At 67.7% G+C, this 13112-nt stretch carries 13 protein-coding genes, 1 tRNA gene and 1 pseudogene; 6 read left to right on the forward strand and 9 right to left on the reverse strand.

What is annotated here, in order from left to right:
* Nucleotides 1–613, reverse strand: a 613-nt coding sequence (gene kdsA, locus DK459_RS08100) for a 3-deoxy-8-phosphooctulonate synthase (protein WP_110134671.1), incomplete at its 3' end; no start/stop codon positions are given.
* Nucleotides 614–849: 236 nt separating this feature from the next.
* On the opposite strand from kdsA, the pseudogene DK459_RS30950 reads away from it, so the two are divergent.
* From DK459_RS30950 to DK459_RS08110, 3 genes and pseudogenes are all read left to right on the forward strand, one after another.
* A pseudogene (locus DK459_RS30950) lies at nucleotides 850–1419 on the forward strand (HD domain-containing protein); the annotation flags it as partial.
* 48 nt (nucleotides 1420–1467) lie between these two features.
* A complete protein-coding gene (locus DK459_RS30955) occupies nucleotides 1468–1815 on the forward strand; it encodes a nuclear transport factor 2 family protein (RefSeq protein ID WP_233256789.1) in 348 nt (115 codons plus the stop codon).
* A 23-nt stretch (nucleotides 1816–1838) separates the two neighbouring features.
* The gene (locus DK459_RS08110; protein ID WP_054436808.1) at nucleotides 1839–3056 is read left to right on the forward strand and encodes a hypothetical protein; all 1218 of its coding nucleotides are present in this window, start codon (nucleotides 1839–1841) and stop codon (nucleotides 3054–3056) included.
* 43 nt (nucleotides 3057–3099) lie between these two features.
* Here DK459_RS08110 and aqpZ read toward each other — a convergent pair whose 3' ends face one another.
* The 6 genes from aqpZ to DK459_RS08140 all read right to left on the reverse strand — a co-directional run bounded on the left by aqpZ (nucleotide 3100) and on the right by DK459_RS08140 (nucleotide 10775).
* Complete coding sequence (aqpZ, locus tag DK459_RS08115; RefSeq protein WP_024069446.1) at nucleotides 3100–3810, reverse strand: aquaporin Z; 711 nt, start codon at nucleotides 3808–3810, stop codon at nucleotides 3100–3102.
* Nucleotides 3811–3952: 142 nt separating this feature from the next.
* Complete coding sequence (locus DK459_RS08120; protein ID WP_006386205.1) at nucleotides 3953–4534, reverse strand: glycerol-3-phosphate responsive antiterminator; 582 nt, start codon at nucleotides 4532–4534, stop codon at nucleotides 3953–3955.
* Between the two features lies 1 nt (nucleotide 4535).
* Nucleotides 4536–6092 carry an FAD-binding oxidoreductase gene (locus tag DK459_RS08125; RefSeq protein ID WP_024069447.1) on the reverse strand — a complete coding sequence of 519 codons (1557 nt, stop codon included), beginning with the start codon at nucleotides 6090–6092 and terminating at the stop codon, nucleotides 4536–4538.
* Nucleotides 6089–7768 carry a glycerol-3-phosphate dehydrogenase/oxidase gene (locus tag DK459_RS08130; protein WP_070541288.1) on the reverse strand — a complete coding sequence of 560 codons (1680 nt, stop codon included), beginning with the start codon at nucleotides 7766–7768 and terminating at the stop codon, nucleotides 6089–6091. Before DK459_RS08130 ends, DK459_RS08125 begins: the two co-directional genes overlap by 4 nt.
* A complete protein-coding gene (locus tag DK459_RS08135; protein WP_370445589.1) occupies nucleotides 7765–9321 on the reverse strand; it encodes an FGGY family carbohydrate kinase in 1557 nt (518 codons plus the stop codon). The genes DK459_RS08130 and DK459_RS08135 overlap by 4 nt, the downstream gene beginning before the upstream one ends.
* The gene (locus DK459_RS08140) at nucleotides 9318–10775 is read right to left on the reverse strand and encodes a nitrate/nitrite transporter (protein ID WP_006386209.1); all 1458 of its coding nucleotides are present in this window, start codon (nucleotides 10773–10775) and stop codon (nucleotides 9318–9320) included. The genes DK459_RS08135 and DK459_RS08140 overlap by 4 nt, the downstream gene beginning before the upstream one ends.
* 222 nt (nucleotides 10776–10997) lie before the next feature.
* On the opposite strand from DK459_RS08140, the gene DK459_RS08145 reads away from it, so the two are divergent.
* From DK459_RS08145 to DK459_RS08155, 3 genes are all read left to right on the forward strand, one after another.
* Nucleotides 10998–11387: a lysozyme inhibitor LprI family protein gene (locus DK459_RS08145; protein WP_053089434.1), complete on the forward strand. Its 390-nt coding sequence runs from the start codon at nucleotides 10998–11000 to the stop codon at nucleotides 11385–11387.
* 104 nt (nucleotides 11388–11491) lie between these two features.
* Nucleotides 11492–11851: a hypothetical protein gene (locus DK459_RS08150; RefSeq protein ID WP_020928346.1), complete on the forward strand. Its 360-nt coding sequence runs from the start codon at nucleotides 11492–11494 to the stop codon at nucleotides 11849–11851.
* Nucleotides 11852–11861: 10 nt separating this feature from the next.
* Nucleotides 11862–12374, forward strand: coding sequence for a hypothetical protein (locus DK459_RS08155; protein WP_053499299.1), 513 nt, complete (start codon nucleotides 11862–11864; stop codon nucleotides 12372–12374).
* A gap of 102 nt (nucleotides 12375–12476) precedes the next feature.
* Here the strand turns inward: DK459_RS08155 and DK459_RS08160 are convergent, their stop codons facing one another.
* Both DK459_RS08160 and DK459_RS08165 read right to left on the reverse strand, forming a co-directional pair.
* Nucleotides 12477–12752, reverse strand: coding sequence for a hypothetical protein (locus tag DK459_RS08160; RefSeq protein WP_006386213.1), 276 nt, complete (start codon nucleotides 12750–12752; stop codon nucleotides 12477–12479).
* A 228-nt stretch (nucleotides 12753–12980) separates the two neighbouring features.
* Nucleotides 12981–13067 (reverse strand) — tRNA-Leu (locus DK459_RS08165).
* Nucleotides 13068–13112: the final 45 nt, after the last annotated feature.

Here is a 13112-nt window from a genome sequence, read left to right on the forward strand (position 1 = left end):
GGGCATGGGTGACGTCGAATATCACGGGCCGGTTGCCTGTCACCTTTTTCATGACCCCGAAGCCCAGCATGTCCACCACCAGGTTGTCGTAGCCGAAGCTGGTGCCGCGATCGCACAGGATGATCTGCTGGTTGCCGGCCTCGGTGAATTTCTCGACGATATTGAGCATCTGGGTAGGACTGAGGAACTGCGGCTTCTTGATGTTGACGACGCGGCCGGTCTTGGCCAGCGCCACCACCAGGTCGGTCTGGCGGGCCAGGAACGCCGGCAACTGCAGGATGTCCGCGACCTCCGCCACCGGCGCCGCCTGCCAGGGCTCGTGCACGTCGGTGATCACCGGCACGCCGAAGTTCTGCTTGACCGCCTCGAAGATCTTCATGCCCTCTTCCAGCCCCGGCCCCCGGTAGGAATGGATCGAGGAACGATTGGCCTTGTCGAACGACGCCTTGAACACGTAGGGAATGCCCAGCCTGGTGGTCACGCGCTGGTATTCCTCGCAGGCGCGCAGCGCCAGGTCCTTGGATTCCAGCACGTTGATCCCGCCGAACAGCACGAAAGGCTGGTCGTTGGCGCACGTGATCGAGGGCGAAATGATGACTTCCGGGGCGGTCATGATGGGGCTGTCCTGTAGGGATGAAGCAGGTAATAGTGCGTAATGTACAACCTGCCCACCCCGGTTCCGGCCGCCGCCGCCGCTTTTTTGCCTCGGTCCGGCGACAGGACGCCATGTGGCGCCGCCGCGGCGCTGCGCCGTCCGATCCGCGCGGTCGGGACGAACGCAAGATACACTCGCTGACGGGGGACGATACCCGCGAGCGTATTGACAACGGACTTACGACGACCTGATTCATGGACACCGACACCCTGTCCCGCCGACTCGAATTCCTGCGGCAAGCCGAGAAGCTCAAGGACGTGCTGCGCAGCGCCCGCAGTTCGGGCGGACGCCAGGAAAGCACCGCCGAACACACCTGGCGCCTCTGCCTCATGGCCATGATGCTGGAGGAAGACCTGGCGGACCTGGATTTCACCCGCATCCTGCGCCTGTGCGTGATCCATGACCTGGGCGAAGCCATCCACGGCGACATTCCGGCGACGCAACAGTCCCCCGGCGCCGGCAAGGGCGCCCAGGAACGGCTGGACCTGCTGCAACTGGCCAGCCCGCTCGATGCCCCGGCGCGCGAGCGGTTGCTGGCATTGTGGGACGACTACGAGAATGCCGCCTCGCCCGAAGCCCGCGCCGTCAAGGCCATGGACAAGCTGGAGACGCTGCTGCAACATAACCAGGGCGCCAACGCGCCGGACTTCGACTACGCGTTCAACCTGGACTACGGCCGCAAGCACACCGATGCCCTGCCGCTGTTCCGCGAGATCCGCCGGCTGCTGGATGCCGATACCGAAGCGCGCATCCGCCAGCAGGCCGCCGAACGCGCCGCGCGGCCCGCGCCCTCGCCCTCGCCGGCCGATGTCGTGCAGCGCCAGCTGGACGCCTACAATGCCCGGGACATCGATGCCTTCATGCCGGCATGGGCGCAGGACTGCGAGTATTACGCGTTCCCCGACACCCTGCTGGCGCGTGGCAGCGCCCAGGTCCGCGAACGTCACCTCGAACGTTTCAAGGAACCCGATCTGCACGGCAGGCTGGTCCATCGCATGGTCAACGGCGACATGGTGGTGGACCAGGAAGTCGTCACCCGCAACTTCGCCGACGGCCGCGGTGAAGTCGACGTCGTCGCGATCTACGAAGTGCGCGACGGCCAGATCGCCAAGGCCTGGTTCAGGCTGGGCGCGCCGCGACTGCACGGCGGGCCCGCATAGCGGCCGCAAGGCCCGGGAAAAGCATGGGATTACTCGACTCGCTGTTCCGGCGCAAGCCCACGCAAGACCAGTTCGCCCGGCTTTTCATCGACGCCGTCCGGCAGCGGGGCTACACCGGCACGCTGGACTACAAAGCGGATGAATTCCGGCTGCTTCACGGCGAAGGCTCGTACTTCAACCTGCACAACGCCTATAACGCCTATTGCGAAGCCCGAAGCGGCCAGCGCCACGGCGCGTTGCAGGGCTATGTCTCGACCCTGCTGACCAGCGACCAGGCCAGGCCGGCCTCGCTGGCCGAGGCCCGCCCGCTGCTGCGGCCGGTGATCCGGGCCCGGGCCATGATCGAGGCGATCCGCATGCACCACCTGCGCACGGACGGCAACGACACCGACTTCCGCCCCGCCCTGCGGCCGTTCGGCGACGACTGCGTGGTGCTGCTGGCGCTAGACCATCCGGAATCCATCGCCACGCTCACCAACGGCCCCGATGCCGACTGGGGCCTGTCGTTCGAGCAGTCGCTGGCCATCGCCATCGACAACCTGCGTGACTCGGCCGACCACTTCGTGGAAGTGGCGCCGGGCGTGCATGGCGGGGCCTGGGAAGACGGCTACGACATCAGCCGCGCGCTGCTGCCGGACATGCTGGAACGCGTCGCGGTCCGCGGGCGTCCGGTGTTCATGATGCCCACGCGGGATCTATTGCTGGTCAGCGGCGACAACGACGACGCCGGCCTGTTGAAGATGATGGAACTGAGCCAGCAGGTGGTGGCCCACGGCCGCCCGGTGTCGCCATACATGTACCACTATGGCGAAACCGGCGTCGAACGCTACCTGCCGCGCCAGGAGCGCATCATCCACCTGCAGGCGCACCTGGCGCGAGTGCTGGCGCAGGGCGATTACGACGCGCAGAAGGAAGCGCTGGACCGCCTGCACGAGGAACGGGGCATCGATGTGTTCGTCGCCACCTACAATCTGTTCATGCAGAACGACGATTCCGCCACGTCGTTCTCGCTGGCGACCTGGACGCGCGGCGTGGACACCTCCCTGCCCAAGGTCGACCGGCTGGCGCTGGTGCGCCCGGAGGCCAACGACGATATCGGCGAAGTGCGGGTTGTCAGCTGGGAGCAGGCGGCGCCGGTGCTGGCGCCGTTGCTCGAACCCGAAGATCTCTATCCGGCGCGCTACCGCACCCGGGGATTTCCCAGCGACGCGCAATTGGCGCAATTGCCCGAAGCGGATTGAGCGCAACCGGACGGTCGACCCGTCCGGCGGGCGCATCATCACCTCAGGGCTGCGCTTCCGATTGGCTCACCAGGCGATAGGCGATCGCGCCGATGATCGCGCCCACGATCGGCGCCACCCAGAACAGCCACAGCTGCTCCAGCGCCCAGCCGCCCACGAACAGCGCCGGGCCGGTCGAACGCGCCGGGTTGACCGAGGTGTTGGTGACCGGAATGCTGACCAGGTGGATCAGCGTCAACGCCAGGCCGATCGGAATCGCGGCGAAGCCGGCCGGCGCGCGCTTGGAGGTCGCGCCCAGGATCACGAACAGGAAACCGGCCGTCATCACGACTTCGGTGACCAGCGCGGCAGCCATCGAGTACTTGCCCGGCGAATAGGCGTCAAAGCCGTTGGCGGCGAAACGGCTGGCCTGCAGGTCGAAGCCCTGTTGGCCATTGGCGATCACCGCCAGCACCGCGGCCGCCGCAATGGCGCCCAGCACCTGCGCCACCACGTAGGGCAGGATTTCGCGGGCGGGGAAACGCCCGCCGGCAACCAGGCCGACCGTGACCGCGGGATTGAAGTGCCCGCCCGAAATGTGGCCGACGGCGAACGCCATGGTCAGCACCGTCAGGCCGAACGCCAGCGCGACGCCGGCAAAGCCGATGCCCAGTTGCGGAAACCCCGCCGCCAGCACCGCCGCGCCGCAGCCGCCCAGCACCAGCCAGAAGGTGCCGAAGAATTCCGCGCCGCAGCGCTTGGATAGTGGGTACATGTTTCGCCCTCCGCGATTGAAAACGCGAAGGTAGCGCGGCGCGGGCGTTACGATTTCAAAGCAATGCAAATTCCGCGCGATTCTTGACGTTGCTTGACGATGTCGGCCGGTATCGGGCCGGCCGGCGTCGCGCGAGCCCCGCTCATCGCGGCGTTCTGGGGTCCACGCTCCACAACGCGACGTCGCTGGTCGACACCGCCACCGCGCCCTGGCGCAATGCGGCCGCCACGTCGGCCTGGTTGCAGACGAAGCCCGACGCCACGATCGGCGGCAGTGCCTTCAGGTCCTGCGGCGCCATGTGGGCCAGCATCGGCGCCGGCATGATCTGCACCAGGTTGGGATCGCTCTGCTCCAGCGCCTTGACGCTGCGCGGCCAGGTGGAGCGGTCGGTCACGAACACCTTCTGCATCGTCACCATGCCGGCGCGGTTGGCGCGCTGGATGGTGGCCACACGGGTCGACACCAGGCTCGCCACGCCGATGTCCGCCAGGTATTCGACGCCGCCCTTGTCCTGCGACAGGCCTTCGCAGCTGTCGATATTGACAATGACGTACTTGCCCGCCCGGTTCAGGGCGGAGATCACCGGCGCAAGCCGGCGCAGCTCGACATTGGCGACGATGCCGATCTCGGCCACGCTGCCGACGAAGGCGTTGACCTGCTCCGGTCCGTAGAGCGTGGCAATGACCGGATGCCGCGCCAGGCATGCGCCGAGTGACCTGTCCATGTTATCGCCTGCCTTGATCGTAGGGGCCTTCGTCCGTCAGGCCGAGCTTGCCGGGGTTGAGGATATTGTGCGGATCCAGCGCCTGCTTGACGGCATGCAGCACGGCGAAGGCCGGCCCGAGCGATTCGCGCATGTAGGGCGAGCGCAGCAGGCCCACGCCATGGTGGTGGCTGAGCGCGGCATTGTATTTGATCAACACCGCGTTGGCCGCGTCCCAGGCGCGCCGATACCACTGTGCCCGCTCGTCGACCGCGACCTCGCCGCGCAGCGAAAAATACAGGCAGGCGCCATCGACGTAGGCATGCGACTGGTGCGCCGAACCGGCCAGCGTGCCGGGCACGGCATTGACCGCGGCAACGACCTCGTCGTAGATGGCGGACAGGTCGCTCCAGCGCCCCGCCATCTCCAGCGTGTCCGCCACGAAGCCGGGGCTGCGTTTGAAGCCTTCGGCGCTCTTGCCGGTCAGGTAGCGCGTATCCAGCCAGCGCTCGAACACCTCATTGCCATCCAGCGCCACGCCGGATTCGCGGCAGACCTCTTCGCTGATGCCCATGACCGCGTCGACGATCGGGCGCGGCCCCTCGTCGGCCACCAGCAGCACGTTCAGGTCGGGCCGGTTGAACTGCACGCCGCTTTCCAGCGCGTCGTACAGTCGCAAGGCGGCGGGGTTGGCGCCGCGCTGCATGATCTGGCGGCAGGCATCCAGGCCGGCCGCGAAGGTCTCGAAGCCGTAGGCGATGGCGCGGCCGTAATCGGGCAGGCGATGCAGCTTCAGGCGGACCCGCACCACCACCCCCAGCGTGCCCTCGGAGCCGATGAACAGCTGCAGCAGGTCGGGGCCCAGCGCCGCGCGCGAATAACCGCCCACCGTGATCAGGCTGCCATCGGCCAGCACCACGTCCATGCCGAACACCATGTCCTCGATCTTGCCGTAGCGCGTGGACAGTTGTCCCGCGCCGCGGCATGCGACCCAGCCGCCGACGGTGCTGATGCCGAACGAGGACGGCCAATGGCCCATGGTCAAGCCATGCTCGCGCTGGATGGCCTGCTCGAACACGTCGCCGAACATGCCCGCCTCGACCTCGACGATCTGGCTTTCGCGGTCAATCCCGATGAAGCGGTTCAACTGGCAGACGTCCAGCACGATGCCGCCGCGCAGCGGCAGCGCCGCCCCGGTGACGTTGCTGCGCCCCGCCGACACGGTGACGGGAATGGCGGCCGCGTGCGCGATGCGCATCACGGCCTGCACCTGCTCCACCGTCGACACCTTGACGATCACCGCGTGCGGCGTGGCCGGGCGGCCGGCGGTCTCGGTCATCATCGAGCCGGCCCACCAATCGCGCGTCCAGGCCACGGCGTCGGCGGTGGTGGTCAACACCTCGTCGGCGGCCGCTCGCAGCGCCTCGACCTGCGCGGCCGATACGGACACGGGATCGCGTTGCAGGCCCGGCTCGGTGCCAGCCTGCGTCAGGCCCGCCGCGTAGGCCGGCGGCGTGTGCGCGCCCACTACGTAGTTGCCGCGGTTGTAGCCGCGCTTGATAGCTTCTTTACTGATCACGAGTCGTCTCCCATTAGTACGGACTTTTCATGCTCGATGGCGGCGCGGTAGCTGCGCACCTGTTGCGCCACCGCGGCGTCGGACAGGCCCAGTTCGGCCTGCAGTATCTTGCCCACGCGTTCGGCGGCCTCGGCGGAGGCGTCGCGCGCCATCAGCCTTGCCCGCATGCGGCGCGAGAGCACGTCTTCGACCGTGGCCGCCAGCTCGTGGCGCACGGCGTACAGCGCCTCGGCCTCGGTGTACGGCAACCCCGGCACCAGCGGCGCCGCCAGCGCCGGCGTCTGCTGCATCAGGTCGCTGACGAAGCGCGCCTCGGTGCCATAGCGTTCGCCCAGGTGCGCGGACAGGCCGCCCGAGGCCACGATGGCCTGCGGGTCGTAGCCGGCCGCGCCCAGCAGGAAGGCGCTGGCCGTGACACAGCGCGCCTTGCGCCCCAGCACCTTCTGCGCGGCGTCGATGGTCTGCTCGGCCATGTGGCGCGAGGTCGTCAGCTTGCCGCCGACGATGGTGACCAGGCCATCGGCCGCGATCCGGATTTCGTGGTTGCGCTTGATCTCCAGCGTCTTGCCGCCCGGCGGCGCGACCAGCGGCCGGCAGCCGGCGATGCTGCCCACCACATCCTCGGCGCGCAGGTCGGTCTTGAGCGCCGAACGCGCCCCTTCCAGCAGGAAATCGAGTTCGCGGCGGGTGCAATGGACATCGTCGAGGTCGCCCGCGTAGTCTTCGTCGGTGGTGCCCAGGTACGAGACATTGCCCCAGCGCGTGATGGTGGCGCGGCGGCTGCGGCCCGGCACCGGGATCGTCACCGTGCAGTCGTTGCGCACCTTCAGCCAGGGCACGGCCACGTGCACGCCCTTGGCGGGGCGGATGTGCAAGGCCTGGGGATCGCCCTTGCGGCTGCCGTTCCAGTCGCGCAGCCAGACGCCGGTGGCCATGATCACCACGCTGGCGCGCACGCGGATCTCGGCCTGCCCGGCGTGCACGATGGCGCCGTCGACCTTGCCATGCGTGTCGCGCGTGACTTCAATGGCCCGGGCGTGGTTCAGCACCGCCGCGCCGTGGAACGCCGCGGTGCGCGCCACCGCCAGCGTCAGGCGCGCGTCATCGACCCGCGCGTCGAAATACAGGAAGCCGCCAAGCAGGCCGTCCTGCTTGAAGGTGGGGCAATGCGACAGCACTTCCTCGGGGGTCAGCTTCTGGTGCAGGATGCCCTCGCGCCAGCCGCCGGCCAGGTCGTAGGTCCAGAGCAGGCTCTCGAACGCCTTGGCCAGCCGCTTGTCGAAGACGCCGTCGCGTTCCAGCAGCGGAAACAGGAACGGCAGGCGCTGCACCAGGTGGCGGGCGTTGCGCCGCAGTCGCTGGCGTTCGTGCAGGGAATGGCGCACCAGGCCCAGGTTGCCCTGCTCGATGTAGCGCAGTCCGCCATGCACCATCTTGGACGACTTGGACGAGGTGCCCGAGGCGAAGTCGTCCTTTTCGACCAGCGCGACGCGGTAGCCGCGCAGGCTGGCGTCCAGCGCCGCGTAGGCGCCCGTGATGCCACCGCCGACGATGAGCATGTCGAAGTGTTCGCCGCCCAGCCGGTCCGCCTGTTCCTGCCGCGCCAGCCGCAACGGTTCGCCGCGGGTCATGCCGGCCCGATCCTTCCTGGGCTTTCTCGATGGCAACCCGATCATGTCCGCAATGCCTCCTGCTTGTCCTGGGAATACAGGCCCGCGTGGGCCAGTTCGGATTCGACGCGCGAATGCCACAGCGCGCGGCGGCGGGCGCGGGCCTCGGCCGCCAGGGTGGGTTGGAATACCGCATCGGTGGCGGCGGTCTGGCGCGCGGCCTGCAACGATGGCCACAGCAGGCCCGACGCCCCCGCCAGGAACGCCGCGCCGCGCAGGCTGGCGCGATCGGCCTCCTGCATGCGGCGGATCGGTATCCCCAGCAGGTCCGCCTGGATGCGCAGCAACGGATCGCTGCTGGACAGGCCTCCGCCCACCACCAGTTCCGACACCTGCACGCCCGATACTTCCTCGTCCGCCTCGATGCAACTGGCCACCGAATGGGCGATGCCTTCCAGGATCGCGTAGGCCACTTCGGCCTGCGTGGTAGCCATGGAGATGCCGGTGAGCGAGGCGCGCGCGCCGGCCGCCATGCGCGGCACGCGCAACCCGGTCAAGGCCGGGATGAATGTCACGCCGCCCGCCGATTGCGCGGTGGCGGCCAGTTCACTGATCTCCTGCGCGTTCCTGAACCACTTCAGCTTGTCGCAGACCCAGTTCAAGGCCGAACCGGTGGTGGCGACGAAGGTCTCGACCGCGAAATGCGACACCTGGTCCTGGCGCCGCGCCGTCATCGTCAGCGAGCCTTCGTAGCGGCCGCTGTTGACGGGCGCCTCGGGGCCGATGATCAGGTCGACGAAACTGCCCGTGCCATGCACGCACATCGCCTGCCCGCGATCCAGGCAGCCCAGGCCCACCGCGCCCGCGTGCTGGTCGCCGGCCGACGCCCGTATCGGCACGGCAAGGCCCAGGAGGTCCGCGCGCGTCTGGCCGAAATCGTCGGCTTCCTGGCGCAAGGCCGGCAGCAGCTCGCGCGGAAACTCCAGCGCGTCGATCCAGTCCAGGTAGTAGCGGTGCCCGGACAAAACATAGGCGCCGGCCGAGGTGGCATTGGTGGGCGTCGTCACGCATTCGCGGCGGTCCGACATATGCCACAGCAGCCAGGTGTCGACGGTACCGAACGCCAGCCGGCGCTCGCGCCAGGCCTGTGCCACGGCCGGTGAATCGCGCAGGTGGCGCGCCGCCCACAGATACGGCGAACGCACACCGGCCGGGCGGCCCACCTGCTCCAGCAGGCGCGGGTTCCAGGCGGGCGCCAGGCGATCGAGTTCATCGACATAGCGCGTGTCCTGCCACACCATGGCCGGCACCAGCGCGCGGCCCGTGGCGGTATCCCACAGCACCGCGGTGGCGCGCTGCGTGGCCAATGCCAACGCCACGATGGCCTGGCCGTCGCGACGCGCCTGCGCGATCACCTTGCGGCACACCTGCAGCGTTCTTTCGAGAATCGCATCGGCATCCTGCTCGACCACGCCGGGGCGCGGCGTATCGACCTGCAGGGCCAGGTATTCCTGGCCCGACACGTGGCCGTCGCCCGACACCAGGGCGGCGCGTGTCCCCGAGGTGCCGGCGTCGATGGCCAGGATCACGTTGTTCGACATGTTGTCTCCGTGCGTCATCTTGCGGTTTTCCCCAGCGCCGGATCGAGCGCGGGCAGGTTCTCGTCCCCCTTGAACTGCGGCGCGCCGGCTTCGTTGTCCGGATTGATGCCGCTGCGGGTGGGATCCCATTTGATGGCAAAGCAGATGATGCTGGCCGCCAGCGGGACGGCAGACAGGATCAGGAAGGTCTTCTCCAGGCCATAGCTTTCGCGGAACAGCGGGAACACCAGCAGGCCAACCGCCGCGCCGATCGAGCCGAGCGCGCCGATGACCCCGTTGGCGCCCGCCCGCAATTCACCGCGGAACGACAGCGACGACAGGCTCTTGCCGTTGGCGCCCGGACCGCCTGAATGGAACAGGATGAACAGCGACGGCACCGCCACCGCCAGCCACAACGGCATCTTGCCGTGGAAGGTGCCCAGGATCAGCAGCATCAGGAAGACGGCCGCAAAGCCGAACGCCGAGGCGCGCCGCAGGCCCAGCTTGCGACCGATGTAGGGCGACATGAAGCCGCCGAAGATGCCGAAGATGTTGAACACCAGCGCGCCCACCGTGGCGTAGACGAAGTCCTTGCCGAACAGTGCCGCGCTGATGAGCGGCAGGTACCAGCCCACCGCGAAATACTGGATGGACTGGCCGATCTGCACCGTGGCCGCCAGTATCGTGCGCGGCAGGTACACGCCGCGGAAGATCAGCAGCACATTGGCCAGGCCGCGCCGCGCCTGGTTGACCACCGGCACGCGCTCGTGCGGCGGCGCCGCCGTGAACGGCTGGCCGTAGATGCGGGTCATCGCCACGGCCGCCTCGTCGACGCGCTCCTTGCGCGCCAGCCAGATCGGGCTTTCGACCATGTAGCGCAGTTGCAGCACCAGGATGGCCAGCGCGAACACCGCGGTGGCCGCGACCGAATAGCGCCAGATCGCGTCGCCCACTTCCCATGAATGGAACAGCAGCGCCAGCAGCAGATTGGAGCAGACCGCCGTGTACCACATGCCCTGCCAGGTGTTCAGGCGGCTCTTGAGCCTGACGGGCGTGAATTCCGCCAGCACCGCCATCGCGATGGCGAAGTCGATGCCGTAGGCCGCGCCCACGAAGAAACGGCCCGCCAGGATGACGTCGAACGACGGCGCGAACACCACCAGCAGCGCGCCGATCAGCGCCAGCAGCTTGGCCGTGATGAGAGGCCGCATGCGGCCCCAGCGATCCGCCATCCAGCCGCCGATGGGATTGAAGGCGATGGCCACCCAGGACGCGAAGGACGTCATCAACGCGACCTGGCCCGCGCTCAGGCCAAGGTCGCGCGTCATGGGCCCCAGGCCCGCGCTGAGCGCGGAATTGGCGAACGCATCCAGGAACAATCCGCCCAGGGCGAGCCACCATATCAGGCCGGCCCGGCCGACGATGCCCGGACATGAATCGATATACGCGATGACATCGTCGATGCCACGCAGCTTGACGGGTAATGATTGCACGGCGGTCTCCTCTTGGAATTATTTCTGTAAGAGGTCGACGCAGCGTGCGCGCGATAAAAGACCATCTTACAGATGGTCTTTTATCTAGATCTGTGCGAGTGACTTTATGGACTATCCAGCATAGTGTCAACCGGGAAAACACCAAGCCGGGACTGGCGGTATGCTTGCGCTGCGCGCCACTTCCAGCGCACCCGATCCGTTCACTTCCACCTTCGCGCCACCATGATCCGACACGCCCTCGCGCTTTCCCTGATGCTGTCTCCCGCCCTGGTCCTGGGCGCCTCCACACCGGACTACATGGGCCAGTACGACCGCTGCCTGCGCGATGCCGGCGTCACCAACAACGGCACCGTCGGCGCCTGCGCAGAAGGCGTCTCGGCGGCGGCCAAACGTGAAATCAACACGCTCTACGCCCGGGTCCAGGCACGCCTGGCCATCGACTACCCGGACGACGCCGCCAAGCTGGAACAGACCCAGAAGGCCTGGCTGGCGTACCGCAACGGCCATTGCGCGCTGGCCGGGGCGCATGTCGGTTCACCCATGTATGAGTATTGCCCGATGCTGCTGAACATCAACCGCGCCGACGAACTGCGGGAATTGGCGGGCGACTGAGCCCGCGGCGCAACGCGCCGGCGCTTGCCGTGCCACGGCCACGTTGGTAACTTTGCCGTGCCCGGCCTCGCGTTCCCAATTTTTCGCATAGGACAGCGCCCACCATGACCATCGTCGTATACGCCGCCAACGCCCGCGCCCTTTGGGAAACCATCCAGGCGGACATCGCCCCCATCGGCGCCCGCGCCACGACCAGCGGCAACAGTTGGCGCAAGGACGACAGCGGCCGAGCCACCAAGATCTATCGCGCCACGCCCACCGGCCAGCATGACGAACGCGCCTATTTCGTCGGCACCGTGCGCACCGGCCAGCTGATGCTGCTGGACCTGCTGCCCGGCAGCGAGGCGCTGAGCTGGCCGCTGTTCGGCGCCTTGCACGGCCACCTGTCGGGGATGCTGCTGGCGACCTATCCCGATGCCATCCTGTCATTGAACCTGTTCCCCAACCGACCCACCGACACTTGAAAGGCACGCCGTGCTGTTGTTATCCGTATGTGTGCTGGCCGCCGCGTCGCTGGGCGTGCTGACGTGGCGCATCGTGCGCCGGCCCGCTGGCAAGACGCGCGGCGACATTGCCCGCGCAGGCGCCGCTGGCGCCGCCCTGTTCGCCGCGCTGGGTCCCCCCGTAGGCACCCTGGTGTTCGCGCTGTTTCTGGCCACCGCCGCGATGAGCCTGGAATCGCTGTTCACGTCGGTCTTCCTGGTGCCCTGGTCGTACCTGTACGGCGGCGTGCCCGCGCTGCTGTGCGGCCTGGTGACGGGCGCCTGCCGGCCCGCCGTCGTGACATGGCGCTCGTATTGCTGGCCGGGGCTGCTGGGCGGTCTCTATGCCTTCGTTTTCCTCGCGGGCTTCGCCGTGCGCGAGAACACGCTGTCCGAACTGGGCTTTCCGCTGTTCCTGGGCGGCGTGCCCGGACTGATAAGCGGCGTGGTCTGCGCTCGGGTGTTCTACGGCAAGCCGCAAGCCACCGCCCCCGCGGCCGCTTGAGCGCCGGCCCCGCCTTCGACCTTTCCGAAGGCGCCGCATGCGGCGCGCCGCCGATGGCGGCATCAACGCCCGCCAGCCGGCGGGCATTTTCACCCCCCCGGCTCAACCGCCGAAAGCGCGGCGCAACCGTTCCATTTCGGCCCGATTCAAGCGCTTGGCCTCGTCTTCGGCATAGTCACGCTCGCCCGCCTCGTATTTGCCTTCATAGATGCAGCTGCTGCGGCTGACCCGGCATTCCAGGCTGACCCGTGACGAGTCGGAGCCGGAACCGGGGGCAGCGGGCGAAGACCAGGGATTGATGGACGAGGAGGAACAGCCGGACAGGAGCGCGACAAGCAACAACAGGCCGCCGCGGCTAAGCATTTGAATCGACAACATTTATCCTCGCTCGACAAGAAAAGCTTCAGGGCTCTTTATAACAAGCAGGGGATCGGCGGTACAGGCGCTGGGTCCGGCGCTGGGTCCGGCGCGGGGCTCCGGCCCTCAATACGGGGATTCAAGAGCGGCAGATGGCCCGCCAAATGAAAAACCCCGGGACACAAGGATGTCTCGGGGTTTGGGGGACACTGCTGCCGGCGTATCGCCAGATCAGTGCCTGAATGGGGTTGGTGCGAAGGAGGGGACTCGAACCCCTACACCTGTTACGGCGTCAGGACCTAAACCTGGTGCGTCTACCAATTTCGCCACCTTCGCGTTAAGCCAAGCCCGCTATTGTAGCTTGCTTGTTAAAATCTTGCG

This window comes from Achromobacter sp. RW408 (genome assembly GCF_003184165.1).
Taxonomy (GTDB): Bacteria; Pseudomonadota; Gammaproteobacteria; order Burkholderiales; family Burkholderiaceae_B; genus Achromobacter; species Achromobacter xylosoxidans.